Source organism: Cyanobium sp. Candia 9D4, from assembly GCF_024346155.1.
In the GTDB taxonomy this organism is placed as follows: Bacteria; Cyanobacteriota; Cyanobacteriia; order PCC-6307; family Cyanobiaceae; genus Cyanobium; species Cyanobium minutissimum.
This window is the reverse complement of the sequence record NZ_JAGQCK010000001.1, coordinates 761,023-785,205: the sequence shown is the minus strand read 5'-3', so window position 1 is coordinate 785,205 and position 24,183 is coordinate 761,023. Positions and strand designations below refer to the sequence as shown.

Annotated in this window: 19 protein-coding genes and 1 tRNA gene; 9 read left to right on the top strand and 11 right to left on the bottom strand. The window is 69.8% G+C overall.

Annotated features, from left to right (window positions below; translation table 11 throughout):
• Positions 1-60: 60 nt before the first annotated feature.
• Positions 61-2,448 carry a ribonucleoside-triphosphate reductase, adenosylcobalamin-dependent gene (nrdJ, locus tag KBZ08_RS03895; RefSeq protein ID WP_254971474.1) on the top strand — a complete coding sequence of 796 codons (2,388 nt, stop codon included), beginning with the start codon at positions 61-63 and terminating at the stop codon, positions 2,446-2,448.
• Between the two features lie 157 nt (positions 2,449-2,605).
• Here nrdJ and siaD read toward each other — a convergent pair whose 3' ends face one another.
• From siaD to KBZ08_RS03875, 4 genes are all read right to left on the bottom strand, one after another.
• Entirely contained in the window at positions 2,606-3,463 is an 858-nt protein-coding gene (siaD, locus tag KBZ08_RS03890; RefSeq protein ID WP_254971472.1) for a biofilm regulation diguanylate cyclase SiaD, read from the bottom strand.
• A 1-nt stretch (position 3,464) separates the two neighbouring features.
• A complete protein-coding gene (gene siaC, locus KBZ08_RS03885) occupies positions 3,465-3,860 on the bottom strand; it encodes a biofilm regulation phosphoprotein SiaC (protein ID WP_106220082.1) in 396 nt (131 codons plus the stop codon).
• A gap of 4 nt (positions 3,861-3,864) precedes the next feature.
• Entirely contained in the window at positions 3,865-4,413 is a 549-nt protein-coding gene (gene siaB, locus KBZ08_RS03880) for a biofilm regulation protein kinase SiaB (protein ID WP_254971470.1), read from the bottom strand.
• Positions 4,414-4,504: 91 nt separating this feature from the next.
• Positions 4,505-5,593 carry a SpoIIE family protein phosphatase gene (locus tag KBZ08_RS03875; protein ID WP_219903939.1) on the bottom strand — a complete coding sequence of 363 codons (1,089 nt, stop codon included), beginning with the start codon at positions 5,591-5,593 and terminating at the stop codon, positions 4,505-4,507.
• Between the two features lie 382 nt (positions 5,594-5,975).
• Here KBZ08_RS03875 and cax point away from each other — a divergent pair, with 382 nt between their 5' ends.
• The 3 genes from cax to KBZ08_RS03860 all read left to right on the top strand — a co-directional run bounded on the left by cax (position 5,976) and on the right by KBZ08_RS03860 (position 8,411).
• Entirely contained in the window at positions 5,976-7,088 is a 1,113-nt protein-coding gene (cax, locus tag KBZ08_RS03870; protein WP_254971468.1) for a calcium/proton exchanger, read from the top strand.
• Complete coding sequence (locus KBZ08_RS03865) at positions 7,085-8,266, top strand: pentapeptide repeat-containing protein (protein WP_254971466.1); 1,182 nt, start codon at positions 7,085-7,087, stop codon at positions 8,264-8,266. The genes cax and KBZ08_RS03865 overlap by 4 nt, the downstream gene beginning before the upstream one ends.
• 60 nt (positions 8,267-8,326) lie before the next feature.
• Positions 8,327-8,411 (top strand) — tRNA-Ser (locus KBZ08_RS03860).
• Between the two features lie 35 nt (positions 8,412-8,446).
• Here KBZ08_RS03860 and KBZ08_RS03855 read toward each other — a convergent pair.
• Positions 8,447-10,957 carry a ligase-associated DNA damage response DEXH box helicase gene (locus tag KBZ08_RS03855; protein ID WP_254971464.1) on the bottom strand — a complete coding sequence of 837 codons (2,511 nt, stop codon included), beginning with the start codon at positions 10,955-10,957 and terminating at the stop codon, positions 8,447-8,449.
• Positions 10,958-10,980: 23 nt separating this feature from the next.
• Entirely contained in the window at positions 10,981-11,190 is a 210-nt protein-coding gene (locus KBZ08_RS03850; RefSeq protein WP_094584670.1) for a DUF350 domain-containing protein, read from the bottom strand.
• 54 nt (positions 11,191-11,244) lie between these two features.
• Here KBZ08_RS03850 and KBZ08_RS03845 point away from each other — a divergent pair, with 54 nt between their 5' ends.
• From KBZ08_RS03845 to KBZ08_RS03830, 4 genes are all read left to right on the top strand, one after another.
• Positions 11,245-12,279: a hypothetical protein gene (locus tag KBZ08_RS03845; protein ID WP_254971462.1), complete on the top strand. Its 1,035-nt coding sequence runs from the start codon at positions 11,245-11,247 to the stop codon at positions 12,277-12,279.
• Between the two features lies 1 nt (position 12,280).
• Positions 12,281-12,514 carry a hypothetical protein gene (locus tag KBZ08_RS03840; protein ID WP_106220075.1) on the top strand — a complete coding sequence of 78 codons (234 nt, stop codon included), beginning with the start codon at positions 12,281-12,283 and terminating at the stop codon, positions 12,512-12,514.
• A complete protein-coding gene (locus KBZ08_RS03835) occupies positions 12,511-14,058 on the top strand; it encodes a polyamine aminopropyltransferase (RefSeq protein WP_254971460.1) in 1,548 nt (515 codons plus the stop codon). The genes KBZ08_RS03840 and KBZ08_RS03835 overlap by 4 nt, the downstream gene beginning before the upstream one ends.
• An 88-nt stretch (positions 14,059-14,146) precedes the next feature.
• Positions 14,147-14,740, top strand: a complete 594-nt coding sequence (locus tag KBZ08_RS03830) for a DUF4178 domain-containing protein (protein ID WP_254971458.1) — start codon at positions 14,147-14,149, stop codon at positions 14,738-14,740.
• On the opposite strand, the gene KBZ08_RS03825 is transcribed toward KBZ08_RS03830, so the two are convergent.
• From KBZ08_RS03825 to KBZ08_RS03810, 4 genes are all read right to left on the bottom strand, one after another.
• Positions 14,731-16,437 carry an ATP-dependent DNA ligase gene (locus tag KBZ08_RS03825; RefSeq protein ID WP_254971456.1) on the bottom strand — a complete coding sequence of 569 codons (1,707 nt, stop codon included), beginning with the start codon at positions 16,435-16,437 and terminating at the stop codon, positions 14,731-14,733. The two genes, KBZ08_RS03830 and KBZ08_RS03825, sit on opposite strands and share 10 nt — an antisense overlap.
• A 4-nt stretch (positions 16,438-16,441) precedes the next feature.
• Entirely contained in the window at positions 16,442-17,104 is a 663-nt protein-coding gene (locus KBZ08_RS03820; protein ID WP_254971454.1) for a Coq4 family protein, read from the bottom strand.
• A 46-nt stretch (positions 17,105-17,150) separates the two neighbouring features.
• Complete coding sequence (locus tag KBZ08_RS03815) at positions 17,151-20,690, bottom strand: diguanylate cyclase domain-containing protein (protein ID WP_254971452.1); 3,540 nt, start codon at positions 20,688-20,690, stop codon at positions 17,151-17,153.
• Positions 20,691-20,887: 197 nt separating this feature from the next.
• Complete coding sequence (locus KBZ08_RS03810) at positions 20,888-21,928, bottom strand: ligase-associated DNA damage response exonuclease (RefSeq protein WP_254971444.1); 1,041 nt, start codon at positions 21,926-21,928, stop codon at positions 20,888-20,890.
• 107 nt (positions 21,929-22,035) lie between these two features.
• Here KBZ08_RS03810 and KBZ08_RS03805 point away from each other — a divergent pair, with 107 nt between their 5' ends.
• Positions 22,036-23,121, top strand: a complete 1,086-nt coding sequence (locus tag KBZ08_RS03805; protein ID WP_106220070.1) for a class I fructose-bisphosphate aldolase — start codon at positions 22,036-22,038, stop codon at positions 23,119-23,121.
• A 34-nt stretch (positions 23,122-23,155) separates the two neighbouring features.
• Here KBZ08_RS03805 and nadA read toward each other — a convergent pair whose 3' ends face one another.
• The gene (nadA, locus tag KBZ08_RS03800) at positions 23,156-24,121 is read right to left on the bottom strand and encodes a quinolinate synthase NadA (RefSeq protein WP_254971696.1); all 966 of its coding nucleotides are present in this window, start codon (positions 24,119-24,121) and stop codon (positions 23,156-23,158) included.
• Positions 24,122-24,183: the final 62 nt, after the last annotated feature.

Genomic DNA, 24,183 nt, shown 5'->3' with positions numbered 1-24,183 from the left:
GAGCGTTGCAGACCCTACAGGTGGCGTTATGGTGCGCAACACGATCCGGCCGTACCCCCCGTGACCCTTTCCGCTGCCCGTCCAGCCACCCCCACCACGGCGGCCCCATCGGCCGGGGCGACATCGGTCGGGGCACCCTCTGCCGGCGGCGACGCGAGCCCGGGGCCGGCGGCGGATTTTCCGGTCACCGCTCCGGCCGCTTACCCGGTCTTCTACCGGACCTACAGCCGCAAGACCGCCAGCGGTGGCCGGGAGAGCTGGCACGAGGTGGCCGAGCGCAACCTGGAGGGTCTGCGGGTGCTCGGCTCCCTGGACACCTCCGAGGTGGAGCTGATCCGGCGCATGCAGCGCCACCAGATGGCCCTGCCCTCCGGCCGCTGGCTGTGGATCGGCGGCACCGAGTGGATCGAGCAACCCGAGAACTTCTCCGGCGCCTACAACTGCACCTCCACCAACCTGGTGGACTGGGAAGCCTTCGCCCTGATGATGGATCTGGCGATGATGGGCTGCGGCACCGGCGCCATCATCGAGCCCCATCTGATCAGCCGGCTGCCGAAGGTGCGCAACACCCTCGTCATCGACGGTGTGACCGATATCGGCCTGACGCCGATCGGCTCCCGCCAGCAGCAGACCACCCACCAGATCGACGGCCATCACGTCAGCGTCCGCGTCGGCGACACCCGCGCCGGCTGGGTGGAGAGCTATCGCCTGCTGCTCAACCTCTGCAGCGACGAGCGCTTCGAGGGCCCCGTACACGTCTCGGTGGATCTCTCGGACGTGCGTCCGGTGGGGGAAACCCTCAAGGGCTTCGGCGGCATGGCCAACCCGGTCAAGTTGAAGGATCTCTATGGCCGCGTCGCCCAAATCCTCAACAAGGCCATCGGGCGCCAGCTCACCTCGGTGGAGTGCTGTCTGCTGATTGATGAGGCGGCGGTCACGATCGTGGCCGGCAACATCCGCCGCAGTGCCGGCATGCGCCAGTTCTGCGCCGATGACGATTCCGCCCTCGGTGCCAAGGAGAACCTCTGGCAGCAGGACGCGCAGGGGAATTGGCGCATCGATCCGGAGCGCGACGCCCTGCGCATGGCCAACCACACCCGCGTTTTTCACGTGCGCCCCAGCCGCGAGGTGGTGCTGGAAGCGGTCACCAAGCAGTTCCAGTCGGGCGAGGGGGCCATCCAGTTCGCCCCCGAGGCGATCGCCCGCTCCAACGCCGACCTGCTGACCACTCCCGAGCTGCGCACCGAGTTCATCGGCATCTATTGCGACCAGGGCCGGGAGGAAGCCGGCCGCTGGCTGCAGCTGCACCATCCGGAGATCGGCGCCGACGAGCTGGAACACCGGCTCGGACGTTACGGCCTCAATCCCTGCGGCGAGATTCTGGGGGCCGATTTCCACTGCAACCTGGCGGAGATCCATCTCAATCGGATCGACCCCACCGACCACCAGGCCCAAGAGGATGCCTTCAAAGCAGGCGGTCTGGCGGTGGCCTGCCTGCTGAACCACCGCTTTGAGGTCGAGCGCTACCGCCGCAGCCGGGCCTGGGATCCGATCGTCGGGGTCAGCTTCACCGGCCTGTTCGACTTCTTTGTCCACGCCTTCGGCACCCCCTGGCTGCAGTGGTGGGAGGCGGGTCGTCCCGACAGCGAGGAGGGCCGGGCGTTCCGCCAGCAGGAGGCGGCCTACCTGTCCCGCTGGAAGGACTGGGTGCATGAGGCGGTGTGGGACTACTGCGACCGCCACGGCATGCGTCGTCCCAACCGCTGCACCACCGTGCAGCCGGCCGGCACCAAGAGCCTGCTCACCGGCGCCAGCCCCGGCTGGCATCCCCCCAAGGCCCAGCGCTTCATCCGCCGCATCACCTTCCGCAAGAACGATCCGGTGGCCCTCGCCTGCATGGAGTACGGCTATGCGATCGTTCCGTCCCAGTCGGACAAGGACGAGCAGGGGCGGCTGCTGAATGATCCCTTCGATCCGCGCTGCACCGAGTGGCTGGTGGAGATTCCCACCGAGGTGAGCTGGGCCAACCTGCCCGGGGCCGACCGGGTGGAGATCAACAACTTCTCCGCCCTGGCCCAGTTCGATTTCTACATGCAGGTGCAGCGGTACTACACCACCCACAACACCTCGGCGACTGTGGAATTCCGCGAGCATGAGATCGAGCCCCTGGCCGCCGCGATCCACCACGCCATCGAGAATGGCGAGGGCTACATCTCGGCGGCGCTCCTGGCCCGCTTCGATGCCAATGCCACCTTCCCGCGGTTGCCCTTTGAGCCGATCGATCAGGCCACCTACGCCCGCCTGGTCGCTGAGGTCGAGCAGCGACGTGTCTGCGCCGACTTCTTCCTGGCGCTGCAGAAGTACGACCGCGGCGAGCTGATCGAAGCCGGCCCGGCCGGGTGCGATTCCGACAAATGTCTGCTGCCGCTCGCCAAGCCTGAGGCCTGAGGTGCCGGCGGCCCAGCGGGCCGCCGGGTCCCATATTGGCTTGAAGGGCGGGGAATGAAGGGTGCAATCCTCCCCCGGTGCGATGGCGCCGGGGGATGGGGTGTGCCGGTGCTGATGGCCTGGGATGTGGTGGCTGCTTCGGCCACGGCCCGGCCCCCTACTCGGCGCTGGCGTCCAAGTTGCTGATCTCGCGATGGCTGAGGGGTTCGCCTGGATCGATCACTACGAGGCGGTCGCGACCGCCGTTCTTGGCCATCAGCAGAGCCTTGTCAGCGCGGCGGAAGGTGGCGTCGTAGTTCTCATCGGCCTTGTGCTCGGTCAGGCCCATGCTGGCGGTGAGTTGCAGTTCCATGTCGTCAATGGAGACGCGCATGGTGCGGATGTTGGCCAGCATCCGCTTGGCCACGCCCTCTGCTGTGGACAGGTCCGCATCAATCAGCAGGGCCAGGAATTCCTCCCCTCCCCAGCGGGCGATGATGTCGTAATGGCGAAGGCTGCTGGAGAGGGCCTTGACGAAATCCACTAGCATCAGATCACCGGTGGCGTGGCCATATTCGTCGTTGATCAACTTGAAATGATCAACATCCAGGATGATCATCGAGTAGGTGGAGCCATGCCGACTGGCCCGCTGATCCTCCTCCAGGCAGCGCTCCGCCATGAAACGACGGTTGGAGATTCCCGTGAGGGCGTCGTGGGTGGAGGCCTCGAACAGGCTGAGATTCACCTCCTTCAGCGAGGCCTGATAGAGGTCGGAGATGCGCACCACCCGCTTGATCTGGCGCAGCTGCTTCTCGTAGCGATTCGTGAGGCTGCGGTTGCTCTCCAGCACGTGGGATTGGTAAAGGTCGGAGATATCGGCGACGCGCTCCAGCCGGTCGACCTGCTCCTCAATGCGGTGCCATAGCCTGGCCAGCAGATCCCGGACCGGATCATTGTCGTAGCGCTGATCGGCCAGGACGGCCATGACTTCCTGTTCCAGCTGATCGTCTGATTTCGGACCAGAAGTCTCGGGCATGTCAGGCGTTGATGGAAAGGATCAGGAAAGGAAAGGTGTAGTCTTCCTTGAACTCAGAACCCAGTTCGGCGGAGCGGGGGTTTCTGTCATCGAACATCCACTGCACCAGCACCTCCTTGCCTTCATCAAAGGCGCTCTGCAGCAGATCAAAGATGTCGATCATGAAGCGAATGCTGCTGGTGTTGAGGTAGTTGAGATGCAGCTCAAGGGTGAGGGACTGGTCGGCGGTGGACAGGTAGGACTCAATCCACTGGATCAGCTGGTCATAGAGCTCGAACGAATTCTCAGGATAGGACTCGCCGCTCATCACCACGACCCCGGCCTTCCAGTCCGCACGGATCGAGGGGCTGGACTGGGAGCCCGGTACCGACAGGTTCAGTGCTTCGCTGCTGCTCATGGGATCAGATGATGGCCCGAAGGCTGAAGAAGGCACGACCGGTCTCAAGGGGGTCAAGGGAGGCCTCCATGGGCTGGGTCGAGCGCCTGGCGATCTCGATGAGACCCAGGCCGGCACCCTGGCCCGGGGTCTGGGAGTGGGGCTGGCGCAACTGCTGCTTGTAGAGCACCTTCAGCTGGGCCTTGTCGCAGTCGGCGAGTTCGTGGATCCGCTGCAACAGGGCCTTTCCATCCTCCGTCTTCACGAGGTTACCCGCACAGACGGCGTAATGGCCAGCCTCGGCGGCCGCGATCACGACCGTGGCGGAGGACTCGGCGTCACTGAAGCCATGACTGGTGGCGTAATTGCGGATATTCTGACTCATTTCAATATACACACTGAACACATCCATCACTTCTAGTTCTGGTGCATGATTGGATTCAATGTGTTCCTTGAGTGCCGATCCAATCTCACCGATCAAGGTGGTGGAGATGGGGCCATTGAAGCAGATGAGGATCCGGTAGTCACTGAAGAATTCCCTCAGAGACATCAGGCTGGTGGTGGTGATCGTCATCGCGTCAGCTCCGAGATCGCCTCACCAGGGGCCTTGGTGGGCCTCGACATGGGCTCGCTGGTCATGATCGTTTGGGGCATCAGTCAGGCCTCTAGGAGAATCGGAAGGACAGGATGGTGATGTCGTCCCGCTGGGGATGGCCGCCGCGAAACTGCTCGAGGGCATCGGCCAGGGCCTGGCGCTGCTGCTCCAGAGGTTGGCGGGCCAGCCGGATCAGCCATTCCTTGAATTGCTGGGTGCCGAGGGAAAAGCCGTTGTCGCCGCCGGACTGGTCCAGAAGGCCGTCGGTGGTGAGGTAGTACGTGCAGTCCGGCAGCAACGGGATGTCGTGGTCCGTGTAGGAGCCCACCCGTTGGTCGCAGATGGCCCGATGGTCTCCCCTGAGCATGTGCATGGTTTGCCCATCACTCCAATAGAGACTGATCTTTGCCCCAGAGAATCTAAGTGTCCTGGCTTCGAAGTCAAGGCGAACCAGCCCGATGTCCATGCTGGTGGCGATCGACTTGCTCATCCTGGCCCCATGCAGCAGGGTGCGCATGGCGGTATCGGTGCAGCTCAGGATGGCGGCCGGTGAGGTGATGCCCACCTCCATGATCGAGCGATCGATTCCTGCCCTGGCCAGCATGGTCATCATCGCTCCAGACACGCCGTGACCGGCGCAGTCGGCCACCCCGGCCAGGCAGTGTCCGCCTTCGGAGTGGAAGATGTAGTAATCGCCACCGACCGTGTCGCGCGGCAGCCAGAGGATGAAATAGTCGTTGCCGAACGTTTCCCGCAGCTGGCGGTCCGGCAGGATCGAGCGTTGCAGCAGGCCGGCGTAGTTGATGGAGGCTTCGATCTGACGGTTCGCCTCCAGCAGTTGCCGGTTGCTGGCCTCACCGGCGATCAGGGCCTGGCGCATCTTGATGAGCACCACGTTGAAGGCCTGGGCGAGTCTGGAGATCTCGTCGTTGCTCCGGATCGTCAGCAGGCTGCTCATGTCGTCGCTCTCGATCGCACTGGCCTCCCTGACCAGCCGGGCGATGGGCAGGATGATGCGCCGGGCGATGATCTGATAAGAGATGATCGCCAGGATGACCAGCAGCAGCGTGAGGATCAGGGAGACATAGACCTCCGCCGAGCGGCTGCCGGGCACCATCAGCACCTGGATGGCGGCGATGACCAGATACAGCAGAACCAACCCATTGACAATCGCAATCAGGGTGAAGACCTGCTGAATCGATGCCGCCGGTTGTCGTGTCGGGGGGTGATGCCCTCGCCGTGGCCGGCGGAGCCTGAAGCGGTGGCCGGGGCGTTGGTCGGGCCCGTCCCCATCGGGTCCCTGGATGGGGATGTTCATCGCCTGAGGGTTGGTCGGACCCATGCTGGCCTGCAGGGTGTCGGGCAATCAGGAGCATGCTGCTGCGGCCATTCTGAGTCGAACATCCCGCCCGCGCCTCCTGATCACACCGACGTCGCCGGCCGGCCCCGGCCCACCCCGATGGCGTGGTGATTCCACCATTGGTGGCCATGGCCCCGACGATCAACAGTCGGTCACAATGGGTCACTCTCTTTCGCTCTACATGCCCCCTCGCCTGCGCATCGCCACCGGCCTGCTGGCGATGCTGCCGGTGGCGGCGGCGGCGGATCGGCTCCACTGGGGGGACGGGATCGTCTTCGTCACCTCGATCCTCTCGATCATTCCGCTGGCGATCCTGCTCAGCACCGCCACCGAGGAGCTGTCCCTCACCCTCGGGCCTTCGCTCGGGGCCCTGCTCAATGCCCTCTTCGGCAACGCCACCGAACTGATCATCGCCCTGGCGGCCCTGCGGGCGGGCCTGGTGGACATCGTCAAGGCCAGCATCACAGGCACGGTGATGGCCAACCTGCTGCTGGCCCTGGGCCTGTCGATGCTGGTCGGCGGGATTGGCCGCAGCGAGCAGCGCTTCCAGCCGGTGGTGGCCCGGGTCAACGGCTCCGCCATGACCCTGGCTGTGCTGGCGATTCTGATCCCCAGCCTGCGCGGCATGGTGGGCAACGGCGCCGGCGGCCTCGACGCGGGTGCCGCCGAGTCCTTCTCCCTGTTCGTGGCCTGGGTGCTGCTGGCCGTCTACGGCCTGACGCTGCTGTTTTCCCTCAAGACCCACCGCACCCTCTACGCCGTGGCGGAGGCTGACCTGGGCGTGGATGGCGAGGGGAGCCACGGCGATGGCGGCGCCACCAAGCCGCCCCTGCTCCCCTGGGTCGCCGTGCTGCTGGCGGCCACCGTCGGCCTGGCCTACGCCTCCGAGCTGTTCGTCGGTGTGGTGGAAACCGTCACCGAGTCCCTCGGCCTCTCGGCCCTGTTCACCGGTGTGGTGCTGCTGCCCCTGCTGGGCGGCGCCGCCGAGTACCTCACGGCGGTGAGCATGGCCCGCAAGGACAAGATGGACCTGGCGGTGTCGGTGGCCCTGGGTTCCACCCTGCTGGTGGGACTGCTGGTGGTGCCGGTGCTGCTGCTGGTGGCCCCGCTGCTCGGCCACCCCCTCGACCTCAGCTTCAACGTCTATGAGGTGGTGGCGGTGGCGACCGCGGTCCTGGTGAGCAACCTGGTCAGCCTCGACGGACGTTCGGACTGGCTGGAGGGGGTGCTGCTGCTGGCGGCCTACGCCATCCTGGCGGCCGGCTTCTTCTTCCAGGGCAGCCGCGTCCCATGAGCACGAAGCCGGACGACCGTCCGCTCTCCGCCGCCTCCGGCCCGCCCCCCGCCCTGCGCTCGGGTGGGGCCTGGACCCGCCTGCGCCACGGGGCCGGCCTGCAGCTGCTGCTCACGCTCCTGGTGCTCCAGGCGGCCCTCATCCTGGGACTGTCCTGGCTGGCGCTGCCGGCGGCCCTGCTGGTCGTCGCCCTGGCCCTGCGGCAGTTGCTGCCGCCCCTCTGGCAGCTCCTGGCCCGCCACCTGGAGGACCCCCCCACGGTTCGCCTGCTGGCGCTGCTGTCCCTGGTGCTCGCCCTGCTGTCGATCCCCCTGGCCCTGGGCTGGCTTGACCCGCTGCTGGCGATCTATCGCAACGGCGACTGGGAGGCGATCGGCGCCTTCGGGGAAGGGGTGATCGGGGCGATCGGCCAGATCCTCGTGGCCCTGGTGGCCCTGATGATCGCCTGGCGCCAGGTGATGGTGGACCAGCGGCTCACCACCCAGCAGAACCGCATCACCCAGGCCCAGACCATCGACAGCTTCATCCACGGCATCTCCGAGCTGATCAGCGACGAAGAGGGATTGCTGGAGGACTGGCCCCTGGAGCGGATGCTGGCGGAGGGCCGTCTGGCCGCCGTGCTCAGCAGCATCGACGGCGACGGCAAGGCCCGGATCCTGCGGTTTCTCTCCCACGCCCGGCTGCTGACGCCCCTGCGCCGCGACCAGCGGCTGGGGCGGGCCATCCTCGATGGGGAGGGCAGCTACGAGGAGGACCGGCAGAGGGGCGTCCCGGTGATCCGCCTGCAGAGCATGCTGCGGGGAGCCGACCTCGCCGGCACCGACCTGCGGGCCATCGACTTCAACGGTGCCGATCTCTCCGGGGCCGACCTCTCCGGCGCCGATCTGGCCGAAGCGAACCTCTCGGGCGTCAACCTGGCCGGCGCCAACTTGCAGGGGGCCAACCTGCAGGACACCCGTTTCTTCTACGGCGAAGCCCTGGAGGCCACCCCGCCCCAGCCCCAGCAGCCGCCGGACCACGCCGGCGGTGCCGGCACCGGTGCCCTGGTGGAGAACGTCAACCTCTCGGGGGTGCGCCAGCTGGATCCCGCCAGCCGGACCTACCTGGCGGCCTGGAGCGGGCCCCGCTCCCGCCAGACGATCCCCGGCGGCTGCAAGGGGCTGCCCAGCCGGCTGTAGGGGCCGCCCCTGCATGGGACCATGGCGTGGCTCCGGCATGCGCGTCGGGCCGCCCATCCAGGAGGGGTGGTCGAGTGGTTGATGGCTCCGGTCTTGAAAACCGGCGAATCGCAAGATTCCGTGGGTTCGAATCCCACCCCCTCCGTTCTTCCTTCCCTGCCCTGCACCCCCGCCGGGCTCTCAGCGGCCCTCGGCCCGGGTGGCCTGCTGGCGCAGGCGCTCCAGGCGCTCCAGCAGCGACTCGTTGCTCATGCGGTTGTTGAGCCGCTCCGCCAGCAGGGGGAAGGCCATGGGCCCCGGTCGGGGTGGATACCGCTCCAGCCACTCGCTTGCCTGTAGCCGCTCCAGGGTGCCGATCAGCCGACCCAGGTCGAGCTGGTCCTCCAGCACCTCGCCGCGGGCCTGGGCCAGCAGCAGATTGCCGGGCTCATGGCGCTGGAAGACATCGAAGAGCAGGGCGGCGCTGATCTGCAGCTGGCCGCCGGACCGGGCCTGGCCGGGGTAGCCGTTCAGCACCAGGCCGCTCACCTGGGCGATGGAGCGGAAGCGGCGACGGCAGAGCTCCGAGAGGTTCACGGCCCGCTCCAGGTCCTCCAGCAGGCCGGTGGGATCCAGCAGGCTCTCGGCGTGCTGTGCGAGCAGCTCCTCGAAGGGGTAGCCGCGGGGGGCGAGCAGCTCGAAGCCGTAGTCGTTCACCGACACCGTGAAGGTGCCCGGATGGTGCCGGGCCAGTCGCCACGACCACAGGAAGCCGAGGCCCTCATGCACGAAGCGGCCCTCGAAGGGATAGGCGTAGAGATGGCTGCCCTCCCGGGTGTGGCACAGCTCCACCAGAAACTGGTGGGTCCGGGGCAGGGCGGAGAGCTGCACCTGGCGCTCCAGCAGGGGTTCCAGGGCCCGCAGCTCGGCGGTGTCGAGGCTGAACCCCGCCTCGCCGTCAAGGGCGCGGGCGCAGCGGTCGACCTCCCGGCGCAGATGGGCGCTGAGCAGGTCGGAGAGGGCCATCTGGCCCCCGCCCCAGGCGGGCACCGTGGCGCTGCGACGCGTGGTGGCCTTGACCATCGCCGTCATCTCCCTCAGGCGCACGAACTCCAGCTGGCGGCCCGCGAAGAAGAAGACGTCCCCCGGCTTGAGCCGGCCGACGAAGGCTTCCTCCACATGGCCCAGGACGGCGCCCCGCACGAAGCGCACCGTCACGGCCCGATCGGCGCTGATCGTGCCGATGTTGAGCCGGTGCAGACGGGCGACGGCCGGTTCACGCACCACGTAGCGCCAGGAGCCGGCCGGGGCGGGCGCGGCCGGCTCCCGCTCCAGCTTGCGGTAGCGCGGGTAGGCCCCCAGGCAGTCGCCCCCCTCCTCCAGGAAGCGCAGGCACCAGTCCCAGCGGCTGCGCTCCAGCTGGCGGTAGCTCCAGGTGCGGCGCACGGCGGCGAGGGTGGCCTCGGGCTCAAAGCCCGGACCGCAGGCCAGGCTCACCAGGTGCTGGAGCAGCACATCGAGGGGCTCCTGGGGCGGGCGGCGGTGCTCCACCAGCCCCTCCCCCAGTCCCCGGCGCATCGCCGACACCTCCAGCAGCTCCAGGGCGTTGGTCGGCATGAACAGCACCTGGGCCGTGCCCCCGGGCTGGTGGGCCGAGCGGCCCGCCCGCTGCAGCAGCCGCGCCAGGTTCTTGGCGCTGCCGATCTGCACCACCCGTTCCACCGGCTGGAAATCGACCCCCAGATCCAGGGAGCTGGTGCACACCACCCAGCGGATCGCGGCGGCCTTCACCCCCGCCTCGATGGCCTCCCGCTCGGCCCGGTCGATGGCGCTGTGGTGCAGGGCCAGGGCCCCCTCCATCTCCGGGCAGGCGAAGCGCAGGCACTGGTGCCAGCGTTCGGCCTGGTTGCGGGTGTTGGTGAACAGCAGGGTGGAGACGGCCGGGTCCAGGGCGGCCACCAGCTCCTCGTACATGCGCAGCCCCAGGTGGCCGGCCCAGGGGAAGCCGTCGATGGTGTCGGGCAGCAGGCTGCGGATCTGCGTGTCCCGCCGGATGCGGGCGGTGATGATCCGCGGCTCGCCGTCCACCCCCACCGCGGCCCGGGCCGCCTCCTCCAGATTGCCGATGGTGGCGCTGATCGCCCAGGTGCGCAGGGCCGGCCGCCGGCTGCGCAGCCAGCTCAGGCAGAGCTCGGTCTGGGAGCCGCGTTTGCTGCCCATCAGCTCGTGCCACTCGTCGATCACCACCGCCTCCAGATCGGCGAACAGGGCCTGGGCCCGGGGGCCGGCCAGCAGCAGGGAGAGGGATTCGGGCGTGGTGATCAGGATCTGGGGCGGGGCCTTGAGCTGCTTGCCCCGCTCATGGCTGCTGGTGTCGCCGTTGCGCAGCCCCACCCGCAGCGGCCAGCCCATGGCCTCGATCGGCTCCCGGATCGCCAGCAGCAGATCCCGGCTCAGGGCCCGCAGGGGCGTCAGCACCAGCAGCCGCAGGCCCGCGTCCGGTCCTGCGCCACCGTTCTCGGCCAGCATCGCCGCGATCGGTCCCATCACGGCGGCGTAGGTCTTGCCGGAGCCGGTGGGCACCTGGATCAGGCCGCTGGCCCCCTCCAGATAGGCGCGCCAGCACTGGCGCTGGAACGGCATCGGCCGCCAGCCACGGGCTGTGAACCAGGCCTCGATCGGCCGCAGCGCCGCCGCGGGGGAGGGGGTCAAGGGGGGGGCGGGGCGGGAACGGCTCAGGTGGAGAGCACCGCCACCACCACGGCGGCGATGGCCAGGATCACGGCCCCCAGCACCACGCCGGCGGCGATGTTGCCCCGGCGGATCTCGGCCCGGTAATCGATCGGGGAGAGGCGATCGAAGAGCAGCAGCCCGACATAGATGAGGATGATGCCCAGAAAGGTCCAGCCGACCATCAGCAGCATCTGGAGCAGTGGTTTGACCATCCCCTCGTCACGAAGCCGGACCCACCGTAGGGACTGCCCGGAGGCCGCCCGTTGATGGGGACGTCCTCCCCGGGCGGACAGCGGGATCCGGCGCTGCTGCTCTGGCCGCTGGCCAGCCTGGTGCTGCCGCTGCTGCCCCTGCTGGTACTGGCCCTCTCGGCGCTGGAGTGGCCCCGGCGGCTGGTGATGGTGGTGCCGGAGGGCCAGCGGGTGCTCAGTGCCCCCTTCGAGCTGCGGGACGGCTGGCTGGGCAGCCCGCAGCTGACGCTGGCGGCCGAGATCCCCTCCAACAGCAGCATCGAGCTGGATGTCGCCCTGCTCGACGCCAGCGGCCGCACCGTGCTTGCTCTCACCAAGGACGGCTGGCGGGCCAGCGGCACCTGGGCGGAGGACGGGGAGAGCGGCACCTGGGAGGAGGGCGACGCGGGCGTGGCGCTGGACCTGCGCCCCGACCGAAACGGACGCTTCCAGCTGGCGGTGCAGCTGCAGGATCTGCTCGATGAGGCGGGTCGCCCCCTGCCGCAGCCTGTAGTGGTGCGCGGCAGCGTCCGCAACCACAGCGTCGACGCCCCCCTGCTCCTGTTCACCGCCGTGGTCACGCTGGCGACGGCGCTGGTGCTGCTGAGGGCCTGCTACAGCATCGGCCGGGGCCGCTGGGTGCGGCGCAGCGGCGACGGCGTCAGCGCGATCCGCTGTGACGCCGGTGGTTCCGGTCTGGTGCGGGTGGGGGTGGAGGCCCGCTGGGAGCTGCCCGATGACGATCCCCCCCTGGGCCAGCCGCCGGCCACCACCACCCTGGAGCTGCAGGTGTGCGACGCCCTCGGACGCCCCCGCCTCCGGCACCGGCAGACGCTGGCCGTGGCCCATCGCTCCAGCGATGGGGACCATTGGCTGTCCGCCCGCCAGGTGATGCATCTGCACCTGCCGGAGCCGGGCAGCCACCGCTTCCGCGTGCAGCTGCCCGAAAGCTTCCGCGCCGACGGTGACCTCTGGGAGCTTGAGTGGCTGCGGCTCACCGTGGAGGACGGGCTGCGGACGGCCCGAGCGGTCCCGGTGCTGTCCCTGGACGGGGCGATGGAGGGCCGCTGAGATGGTCGACGAGCGCGCGCTGCTGATGCTGCTGACGGTGACGGTGGTCGCCGCCGGCACCGTGACCGCCATCACCCGTCCCGGCCTCTGGCGCCTCGGTCAGGAGGGCACCCCCGCCGCCTCCAGCGGCGTCCGCTACGGCGGCAGCTACCGCTCCGGTCGCTGGGTGACGGCGACGCCCCGCCGCCAGGACTGGACGGGGTTCCAGGGGCGCGGGCCGGGCGCGGCCAAGTGACGGCCCGCAGCCTTCCGCCCCTGAGCCCCCTGCAGGTGCGGGTGTTGCTGGCGGCGGCGGCCCTCTCCTCCAGCGTCAGCCTGGTGCTGGAACTGATGCTGGTCACCCAGGCCAGCTATCTGCTGGGCGACCATGCCCTGGCCACCGGCGTGGTGGTGGGCACCTTCCTGGCCGCCATGGGCCTGGGCGCCTGGCTGAGCCAGTTTCTGGCCACCGGGCCCGATCCCGGTCTGGCCCTGCTGCAGTGGTTCCTGGGCGTCGAACTGGCCCTGGCGCCCCTGTGCCTGCTGGCGCCCCTGGGCCTGTTCGCCCTCTTCCGGCTGGGGGGGCCGGTGTGGCTGGGCCTGGTGGTGTTCACCGTGCTGGTGGGGGCGCTCGGCGGCATGGAGGTGCCGCTGCTGACCCGGCTGCTGGAGTGCGGCCAGCAGCTGCGGGTCGCCCTGGCGAGGGTGCTGGCCCTCGATTACCTGGGCGCCCTGGTGGGGGCCCTGCTGTTTCCCCTGGTGCTGCTCCCCTGGCTGGGGTTGCTGCCCACCGCCGGCTGGCTGGCCCTGATGCCCCTGGTCAGCTGCGTGGTGATCGCCGCCGTGTTCCCGGTGGGGAGGCTCTGGCGCCGCTCGATCGCCCTCGCCGTTCCCGTGGTCGCCCTGGCGGGCCTCGGACTGGTCCCCCTCGGCGACCGGATCGAGGACGGCCTGTACGAGGATCCGGTGGTGAGCCGTCTCCAGAGCCGCCACCAGCGCATCGTGCTCACCCGCCGCCGCGACGACCTGCGCCTGTTCCTCGACGGCCAGCTGCAGTTCTCCAGCCTCGATGAATACCGTTACCACGAGGCCCTGGTGCATCCGGCGATGGCCTGGCACGGCCGGCCGGTTCGCGTGCTGCTGCTGGGGGCGGGCGATGGGCTGGCCCTGCGGGAGGTGCTGCGCTGGCCGGCCGTGCGGCAGGTGGATCTGCTGGAGCTCGACCCCGCCATGGCGCGGCTGGCCCGGGAGCAGCCGTTCCTGAGGCGGCTGAACGGCGCCAGCCTGGAGGACGGCCGGGTGCGGCTGGTGTTCGGCGACGCCTTCGAGCGGGTGCGTCAGCTGCGGGGCCCCTACGACGTGATCATCGCCGATTTCCCCGACCCGTCCACGCCGGCCCTGGCGCGCCTCTACAGCGTCACCTTCTACGGGCGCCTGCTGGGCCGGCTCGCCCCCGACGGCCTGCTGGTCACCCAGGCCTCGACGCCGTTCTTCAGCCCCAGGGTGCTGGCCTCGATCCAGGCCACCCTGGGCGAGCTGAACCTGACCACCCGCCCCTACGGCGTGGATGTGCCCAGCTTCGGGCCCTGGGGTTTCGTGCTGGCCCACCGCGGCCCGCCGCGGCCGTCTCCGGCCGTGCTTCCGTTCCAGGGCCGCTGGATCGACCAGGGGCAGCTGGAGCGCCTCTTCCCCCTCAGCCGGGATCTGGCCCTGCCGCCGGGGGAGCGGGTGCTGCCGAATCGCCTGCACCGGCCGGTGCTGGCCGAGTACCAGCGCCAGGGCCGCTGGCGCGAGAACTGACCGGCCCCCGCGGCGGCGACGGGACGGGGGCGACGGCCTCCATAAGCTGGGCCCGCCGGCCTGGTTGCTCCGGCCCCTGAGCGCCTCGATGGCTGTCTGGCTTCTCCTGCTCCTCCTGCTGCTCGCCGCCGTCGCCCTGCTGCTCTTGCGGCGGACCCGCCTGCGCCGCCGTGCCCCGACGCTGCAGGGCCGCACCCTGTTCAACCTCACCACCGGCGACATCGTTCAGCACGACGGCCGTGACTGGGTGGTGGAGGACCGGCTGCTCTACGACGACGACGGCTTCCAGTGGCTGGAGTACCTGCTGCGCGACGGCACCGAGGGCCGCTGGCTGAGCGTCTGCGAGGACGACTGGCTGGAGGTGAGCTGGCTGGAGGACGTCCCGGCCGCCGAGCTGGAGGGTCTGACGGCCGACTTCCCCGAGCACCTGCGCTGCCGCGGCCAGCTCTATCACCTCAAGGAGACGGGCCGGGCGTCGGTGACCGCTGCCGCCCGGGTGATGAACCGGCGCCTGACGGGCTGCCGCTACGGCGATTACGAAGGGGCCGACGGCCGGGTGTTGTCCCTGGAGCGCTGGGAGGAGGGCGCCGATCCGGGGCCCCCGGAGCTCAGCCTGGGCCGGCGCATCGACCCGGCGGCGCCGCTGCTGCTGCCCGGGGATGGCCGTTCGGTCTACCGCTGAGCAGGATCCGATCGCTGAGCTGGATCCGACCGGGGAGCCGGGCCCGATCGCGCCGGGATGGCCGGCTCCTCCAGCAGCGCCAGGGCACTGAGCAGGCTGTCGGCGGATTCGGGGGTGCGGTCGCGGCGCCAGCGCAGGATGCGGGGGAAGCGCACGGCCAGGCCGCTGCGGTGGCGGGAGGAGCGCTGCAGGCCCTCGAAGCCCAGGGTGAAGACCTGCAGCGGTTCGACGGCCCGCACCGGACCGAAGCGCTCGGTGGTGTGGCGGCGGATCCAGCGGTCCAGCTCGGTGATCTCGCCGTCGTCGAGCCCTGAGTAGGCCTTGGCGAAGGTCACCAGGCGGCCTTCGCCGTCCCAGAGGCCGAAGGTGTAGTCGGTGTAGAGGTTGGCGCGGCGGCCGCTGCCGGCCTGGGCATAGAGGAGCACCGCATCGAGCTCCATCGGCTCCAGCTTGTGCTTCCACCACAGCCCGCGGCGCCGCCCGACGCCGTAGGCCGAATCGAGCGCCTTGAGCATCAGCCCCTCGGCGCCCACGGAGCGGGCCCGTTGCCGCAGGGCTTCCAGCTCCTCCCAGTGGCCGAGGGGCAGCACCGGGGAGAGGCGCAGGAGCCCGGCAGCGGGGGTGGAGGCCGCCTCCGGCAGCCGCCGCACCAGGTCCTCCAGGGCGGCACGGCGTCGGCCCAGGGGCTCGGGGCGCAGGTCCCGGCCCCCCCGTTCCAGCAGGTCGTAGGCCACGAAGGCCGCCGGACACTCCCGCAGCAGGGCGGCGCCGGGCTTCTGGCGCCCCAGCCGCCGCTGCAGGGGACCGAAACCGGCGGGCTGGCTCGCCCCGGCCGGCCAGACGGTCAGCTCCCCGTCCAGCACCGTGCCCGGTCCCAGCAACGCGGCGACCCCCTCCAGCTCGGGGAAGCTGGCGTTGATCAGGTCCTCGCCCCGGCTCCAGAGAAAGGTCTGGCCGTCGCGGCGGATCAGCTGGGCCCGGATCCCGTCCCACTTCCACTCCACCTGCCAGCCGGCGGGATCGCTGGCGGCGAGGCGCTCCGCCTCCAGGGGGGAGGCCAGGCAGAAGGGATAGGGGCGGCTGATCGGCGCGGCGGCGCCGGCCTCCAGGGGCGCCAGCAGGGCCTCCATCGCGGCGGCGGAGGGCTCGAAGCCGCCCATCAGCCGGTGGGCCAGCTCCGCCTCCTCCAGCCCTGACACCGCCGCCAGCGCCCGGGTGACCAGGCCGGCCGCCACCCCCACCCGGAAGCCGCCGGTGAGCAGCTTGTTGAACAGGAAGACCTGTCCCTCGGGCAACCCCCCCCAGATCTCCAGCACCGCCTCCGCCTGGGCTTCGGCCTCCAGGGCGGCCAGGGCCGGCAGCCGCGTGCCCATCCACTCGGCCAGAGGGAGCTCCAGGGGCGGGGCCGGCGGCAGGCCCAGCCGGGGCAGCAGCAGGGCGATGGTCTCGGCCGAATCCCCCACCTGGGCGTGGCAGGCCTCGAACAGCCAGTCCGGCAGGCCGGAGCGCTCCAGGGCGATCTGCCGCAGCCGCCGGCCGGTGATCAGCCGCCGGCGCCGCTTGCCGAGCAGCAGGGCCAGGGCCCAGGCGCCATCGGCCGGATCGGCGGCCCTGAAGTAGGCCGCCAGCGCCTCGACGCGGGCCTTGGTGCCGCTGCTGCGCTCCAGCTGCCGGAAGAGGTCGGCGAAGGCCCGCATCGGCTCAGGCCAGGGGCGCTTCCGGCAGCCCCAGCTCCCGTCGCCAGTCGGCCAGGGGCCGCTCCCAGCCCTCCTCGAGCTTGAAGGTGATCAGGCAGCGGGCCTCCAGGCCCATGGCGAAGCCCCGGGCCAGGGCGCGCAGCAGCGGTTCGAGCGGTTCGTCGTCCTGAAGGGTGCCGAGCAGGCCACCGAAGATCAGCAGCACCGCCAGGGGGGAGCGCACCTGGGCCAGGTTGAAGGCCTGCAGCCCCAGCTCGCCGGGGCCGTCGATGCCGAAACCGGTGAGCACGTGGATGATGTCGTGGGTCTCCCGCAGCCGGTGGGTGATGTACTCCGCCGGTGAGCTGATCGGTCGGGGATCGATCAGGCTGTCCGGCGTCAGATTCAGGCGCTGCAACTGGTCGGCGTAGGTGCGACCCAGGCTGCCCACGGGCAGGGCCGCCAGATGGGCCAGCTCGACCGGCTCGGGCCGCCAGCCCTCCGCCACCAGGGCAGCCATGGCCGGGTTCTCCAGCAGGTGTCGCTGCATCTGGCTGGCCAGGGGACTGCCCTGGAGGCTCCGGGCCACCCCGAAGACGCTCTCGAGCTCCGTGGGGTTCTTCAGGAAGGCGGCGAGGCCGGCCACCATCCGCAGCGACTGCAGACGTTGCTGGAGGTTGAACCGCATGGGGCAAGCCGTCGCCGGAGTGGGAGGCCAGTCTGACGGGGAAGGTTCAGAGGGCGACCACCCGACGGCGGCCGGCGGCCTTGGCTGTGTACATGTTGCGGTCGGCCCGCCGGAGGAACAGATCCGCATCCTCCCCGGCCCCGTGCAGGGCGATGCCGATCGAGAACGAGGGTTCGATGGTGCGGTCACTCCAGGGGATCGGCTCGCTGATGCTGGTCTGGAGGTCTTCGGCGAAGGCGATCGCATCCTCGAGCTGCTCGATCCCCTCCAGCAGCAGCAGAAACTCATCGCCGCCGATCCGGCCGGCATGGTCGCCGCGGCGGGTCCGGGCCTGAATCCTGCGGGCCACGGTTCTCAGCACCGCATCACCGCAGGCGTGGCCGTAGCGGTCGTTGATGCCCTTGAAGCCGTCGCAGTCGCAGAAGAGCAGGGCCAGGGGCTGGGCGCTGTGGGCACGCTCATCCAGCAGCAGCCGCTCCAGCCGCTCGAGAATGGCGGCGCGGCTGCAGAGGCCCGTCAGGGCATCGGTGTTGGCGCGCTGCAGCAACAGGCGTTCCTCCAGGACCTGCGCATCCACCGGCTGGAGGGTGATCACGTAGCCATGGGCCAGGCTCAGGGGGGCCCCGATGGGGTCCACTTCGCCACTGGTGTCGAACCCGCGCGTGTCGAGGCTGCGCAGCTGGTCGCACGCGAGCCTGCGGACGTTCAGCTGCACCCAGCCCCAGTCCCCATCGGGATCGGCCAGCCGCAGACGGCCCTGGCGGATCGGGCCCGACTCCGCCAGCCACTGGTCGAGATCCACCGGTCCGGGCGGCTCCTCGGCGGAGGCGAACAGATCCTGGAAGCTCCGGCCGTGCCACTGCGTCTGCTGCCAGCCCGTCATGGGCTGCAGCGACGGCGACACCCACACCACCTGCTGGTGGTGGTTCAGCAGCAGCATCACATCGACGATGTTGTCGGCGAGCAGCCGGTACAGGGCTGCCACATCCGCCAGGCTGCGGGCGGCGTGGTCCTGCTCGGTCACATCCCGCCAGGTGACCGCGAGGATCCCGCGGTCCGGGGTGATCTCGATGTCGAACAGACGGCGGCCCGTGGCCGTGGGTCCATCGTCGGCGGCAAAGCCACTGACGGCGGTGGGGACGTTGCGCATGGCCGCATCGCCATACAGCTCCATCAGCCCGTTCTGGACCATCGACGGGCTGATGGCCAGCAGCGTCTGGCCCAGGATCGCCTCGCGGTCCTGCTGCAGGTGGGAGCAGACGGCTCTGTTGACATCCAGAACCCGGAAGTCTTCGATGCTGCCGTCATGGCCATGGACGGACTGCAGCAGCAGAAAGAAATCACGGCTGGCGTCCACGGCGGTTCGCAGCAACGCGAGCTGCTCGAACGTGCCGGGCAGATGGGCCCCAGCCGCCGGCCGGCCTGACGGGGCTGCGCTGCCCTGCGGTGCCCCCGACCAGCGCTCCGGGGCAGGAACGACCGCGCTACCCGGATGCAGGAGCAGGGCCTCGAAGGCTTCCGGTTCCAGGGGAGGACCGCACAGGAAGCCCTGGAAGCAGTCGCAGCCGAGATCCTGCAGCTTCCGGCGCTGCTCCTCGGTCTCCACCCCCTCGGCGGTGCAGTCCATCCCCAGGCCATGGGCCAGGGCGATGGTGGTGGCCACGATGGTCTGATCGACGGGGGAAGTCGTCAGAGCCTGCACGAAGGTGCGATCGATCTTGAGTCGATGGACCGGCAGGGTCCGCAGCAGTTCCAGGGAGGAATAGCCGGTTCCGAAGTTGTCGATCGCGATCCGGAACCCCTGATCGGCCAGCACCCGCAGCTGTTCACGGGCCAGAAGGGGATTGCGGATCAACGCCGTTTCGGTGATCTCGAGTTCCAGCTGCTCGGGACGCAGCTGGTGCTCCGCCAGGGTCTCCAGCATGGCGCCGATGAAGCGCCCGTCCGGCAGCTCCAGCTCCCGCGGGGAGACGTTCAGGGCCAGCCGCGGGGGGTGGAGGCCCGCCGCCTGCCAGGCGCTGATCCGCTGGGCGGTCTGTCGCAGCACCCAGGGGGAGAGCTGCAGGATCAGACCACTCTCTTCGGCAAGCGGAAGGAAATGGCTGGGCGGCACCGAGAGGCTCAGGTGGTTGGTCCAGCGCAGCAGGATCTCCCCGCCGGCGAGCGCGTTGGATGCGGTTCGCTGCGGTTGAATCAGCAGTCGGAATTGTTCGCGTTCCACCGCCTGGGACAGCTGAATGCTCAGCTCCATGCGCTCCTGAATCTGGCGGCTGATCGTGCTGGAGTACGCGCACACCTGAGTGCTTCCCTGGGCCTTCCCCTTCATCAGGGCCGTGTTGGCGCACTGGATCAGCGTCCGGCTCTCCTGGGCGTGCTCGGGATAGGTGGCGATCCCCACGGAAAACGTCGGGTCGAGGGGCAGGGCCTCCAGTAACGGCTGCTGCTGGGCCCACTCCTGCTGCAACCGACGGGCGGCGCCCATCGCATCACCGATGGAGCGGACTCCCTCTTCCATGAGGATCAGAAACTGGTCGCTGCCCAGCCGCGCCAGCCAGTCGCCCGGGCCGATCAGATCCCGCAGCCGGCCGGCCATGGCGCGCAGCACCCGGTCGCCGACATCGGATCCGAAGTGGTCGTTGATGTCCCCGAAGCCATCCACATCCAGGCTCATGACCGCCATCGACGCGTTGTAGCGGCGACCGCTCAGGCGTCGGTCCAGCTCCTCCAGGGTGGCGAGCTTGTTGGGAAGGCCGGTGAGGGGGTCGCAGGAGCGCTCGCCCGCCACCGCCTGCAGCAGGGCCTGCTCGCCGGTGATGTCCCTGAGGGTGCCCACCATGCGCGCCGGCGCACCGCTGTGGTCGTAGCTGAGCTGACCCACGGCCTCCACCATCACCTCCGTGCCGTCCTCGAAGCAGAGCCGGTGGCAGCTGCGGAACACATCCCCCCGGGTCACGGCCCGCCGCACATCCATATGCCAGCGGAGTCGGTCGTCGGGATGCACCAGGGCGCCGTAGTCCCGGAGCGAGGGGTGGTCACCGCCGTGCGGGCTTCTGCAGAGGCGCCGGGTCTGCTCCGACCACCGCATGCGGCCATCACTGAAGCGCAGATCCCAGACACCGATGCCGCTGATCGTCGTCCCCTCCTCCAGGAGGGAGAGGGTGTCGGCGAGCTGCATTTCCCGGTGGCGCTGCTGGGTTTCGTCGCTGACGCAGCTCACGATCAGTTGCCGCCCGTCGATCTCGAGGACACGGCTGCGGACGATGACGTCGCGGATGGAGTCATCGCGGCAGCGATGACGGGTGTGCAGGGTCCCGCCGCCGGCGACGATCAGCTCGCGGCGACGCTCGGCCCCCCAGGCAGCGTCGTGATCGGGATCGGCCTGGATCGCTTCCGGGGACAGGGCCAGCAGTTCCGGGATGCTGTACCCCAGATGGGTGTGGGCTGAATGACTGCAGGCAAGAAAATGGCCGCTCAGCGCATCGGAGGCCAGCAGGTCGGTGTCGGTGAGGTCGGCGATCAGACAGAAATCGGCCAGCCGATCGTGAAGGCTCGCGACGTGGTCTGCCGATCCCCCATGTTCACCCATGGCACCACGTTCCCTTCCTCAAGAACGCTAGGTGCGAGCTGGCCCCATCATCCTGGATCTTCAACAGTTATTGATTCCATCGGCCCTTGACAACGGGCTTTCAAGGTGAATCTTTTTCCCGTGGCGCTGATCTTCCCTCGCTTCCCATACTGCGGTTCCATGGCGAACATTCAGCGGGCCGTTGTCTGTTCATCGCTTCAGGCGGGCGAGGCTCCGGCCGCCTCCCCCTCCTCGTTCCTTTGCCCCTCGAAGGCCCGCCCCAGGGGCTCGGCCGCCAGACCCTGCTCCTCGCGCAGGTAGCGGGCCAGTCCGTCGCTGTTGCCGTGGGTCACGTACACCTGGCGGGCGCCGCAGTCCCGGACCGTGCGCAGCAGCCCGTCCCAGTCGGCGTGGTCGCTGAGGGCGAAGCCCCGCTCGAAGCCGCGTCGCCGCCGTGCCCCCCGCACCGCCATCCAGCCGCTGACGAAGGCGGTCTGGGGGTTGGTGAACCGTTTCATCCAGGGCGAGCGGTGGGCCGAGGGCGGCGCCAGCACCAGGCGCCCGGCCAGCGATTCGCTGCGGGGAAGTTCGCTCAGCGGCCGCGTCGGCGGCAGCACCACCCCCTGGCTCCGGTAGGGCTCCATCAGGGCCTGCACCGCCCCGTGCAGCAGCACTTCCTCCTCCACCCCCAGCGCGGCCAGTTCCGCCAGCAGCCGCTGGGCCTTGCCGAAGGCATAGGCGAACAGCAGCGAGGGGCGCTGGGGGCCCCCCCGCCACCAGGCCAGGATCTCGGCTGCCACCTGCCAGCCGGGCCGCCAGCGGTAGATCGGCAGGCCGAAGGTGGCCTCGGTGATCAGCACGTCGGCGCTCACCGGCTCGAACGGGGCGCAGCTGGGGTCGGCATCGCGCTTGTAGTCCCCGCTGATCAGCCAGGTTTCATCGCCGGCCGTGATCCGGATCTGGGCCGAGCCCAGCACATGGCCGGCCGGATGGAACGACACCACAGCCCCACCGAGGCGTCGTTCCTCGCCGTAGGCCAGCCCCGTCAGTTCGATGCCGGCCCCCAGCCGCTGGCGCAGCACGCCCTCGCCCGGGCTCGCCGCCCAGTAGGCGCCGCTGCCGGGCCGGGCGTGGTCGGCGTGGCCATGGGTGATCAGGGCCCTGCTCACCGGTCGCCAGGGGTCGATCCAGGCCTGGGCCGCCGGACAGTAGAGCCCCTGGGGGGTGAGCTGGAGCAGGCCGTCGGGCGGCAGGACCATGGCGCGCCGGTGCCGCCGCAGGGGGATGGCCGCATCCTGGCGGCCCGTGTCCGTTGACGGCGTGCGGGCTCACCACTAGCCATGGGGCAGCCATCACCGCTGGCCCGATGTCACTGGAGACCCATCGCGAGGAGCTGGAGGCCACCGCGGCCGCCCTGGCCCGGCCGGGCACCGGCCTGCTGGCGGCCGACGAATCCACCGGAACGATCGGCAAGCGCTTCGCCGCGATCGACCTTGAGAACAGTGAGGAGAACCGCCGCGCCTACCGCACCCTGCTGGCCACCACCCCCGGACTCGGCGAAACGATCAGCGGCGTGATCCTCTACGAGGAAACCCTCTACCAGGAGGCGGCCCCCATCGCGGGCCGGCCGGCCGGATCGATCGTCGATCTCTTCAAGGAGCAGGGGCTGGTGGTCGGGATCAAGCTGGACCTCGGGGTGGAGCCCCTGGCCGGGGGCCTGGCCGGCGAGACCTGGTGCACGGGACTGCGGGGCCTGCAGGAACGGGCGGCCCGGGCCTACGCCCGCGGCGCCCGCTTCGCCAAATGGCGCGCCGTGCTGCGCATCAGCGCCGACGGCTGCCCCTCGGAGCTGTGCGTGCGCGAGAACGCCTGGGGGCTGGCCCGCTACGCCCGCACGGCCCAGGAGGAGGGCCTGGTGCCGATCGTGGAGCCGGAGATCCTGATGGACGGCGACCACGACATCCTCACCACCGCGGCGGTGCAGGAGTGGGTGCTGCGCAGCGTCTACGAGGCCCTGGGCCAGAACGGCGTATTCCTGGAGGGCACCCTGCTGAAACCTTCGATGACCCTGCCTGGAGCCGGGGCTTCCGATCGATCCAGCTCCGAGCAGGTGGCGGCCTACACCGTGCGCACCCTGCGCCGCAGCGTGCCCCCGGCCGTGCCGGCGATCCTGTTCCTCTCGGGGGGCCTGGGGGAGGAGGAGGCCAGCGTCCTGCTCTCGGCCATTCATGCCGCCGACCCGGAGGCCCCCTGGCACCTGGGCTTCTCCTACGGCCGCGCCCTGCAGCATTCCTGCCTCAGTGAATGGAAGGGGAACGACACGGCGGCGGGCCAGGCGGCCCTGCTGGCCCGCGCCCGGGCCAACGGCGCCGCGGCCCGCGGGGCCTATGTGGCCGGCTCCGAACCCTCCGGTGACGGCGGCTCGCTGTTCGTGGCCAACTACAGCTACTGAAAAGGTGCCGAGCCGAGGGGTCCGGGCCGGCCCCTCAGGCGCTCATCGCTAGCATGCGCTCGATCGGCACCAGGGCCCGCAAGCGGATCTCCTCGTCGAGCTCGATCGCCGGCGCCATGGTGTGCAGGCACCGCCACAGCTTCTCGAGCGTGTTCAGCCGCATGTAGGGGCAGGCGTTGCAGCTGCAGCCGTCGGCCCCGGGCACCTCATGGAAGATCTTCTCCGGTGCCCGCCGCCGCATCTGGTGGAGGATGCCCGGCTCGGTGAGCACGATGAAGGAGGGGGCCGGGCTGGTCTGGGTGCGCTGCAGCAGCTTGCTGGTGGAGCCGATGAAGTCGGCCAGGTCGAGCAGGTGCTGCTGACACTCCGGATGGGCGATCACCTCGGCCTCGGGGTGTTCCTGGCGCAGGCGCAGCAGGGCCTGCTCGCTGAAGGTCTCGTGGACGATGCAGCTGCCGGGCCAGAGGGTGAGCTCCCGGCCGCTCTGGCGGGCTACCCAGCGCCCCAGGTTCTGGTCGGGGGCGAACAGGATCGGGCGGTCGGCCGGCAGCTGCTGCACCAGGTGGACCGCATTGCTGCTGGTGCAGATCAGGTCGCTCTGGGCCTTCACCGCCGCGGAGCAGTTGATGTAACTCACCACGACGTGGTCGGGGTGAAGCCGGCGGAAGTCGGCGAAGGCGTCGGCGGGGCAGGCGTCCGCCAGGCTGCAGCCGGCCTCGAGGTCGGGCAGCAGCACCGTGCGGCCGGGGTTGAGGATCTTGGCGGTCTCCGCCATGAAGTGGACGCCGCAGAAGACGATCACCTCGGCGTCGGTGCTGGCGGCGCGGCGGGAGAGCTCGAGGGAATCGCCGATGAAATCGGCGCAGTCCTGGATGGCGTCGTCCTGGTAGTAGTGGGCCAGGATGATGGCGTTGCGCTCGTTCTTGAGCGTTTCGATCGCGGCGGCCAGCTCAGCATGGGGCGGGCAGGCCTCAGGGCTGGGTTGGGGCGTGTGGGTCAGCGTCTGCGTGAAGACCAACCGATGCCCCTTCTCATGCACGATGATCCCACTCTAGGAAGCGG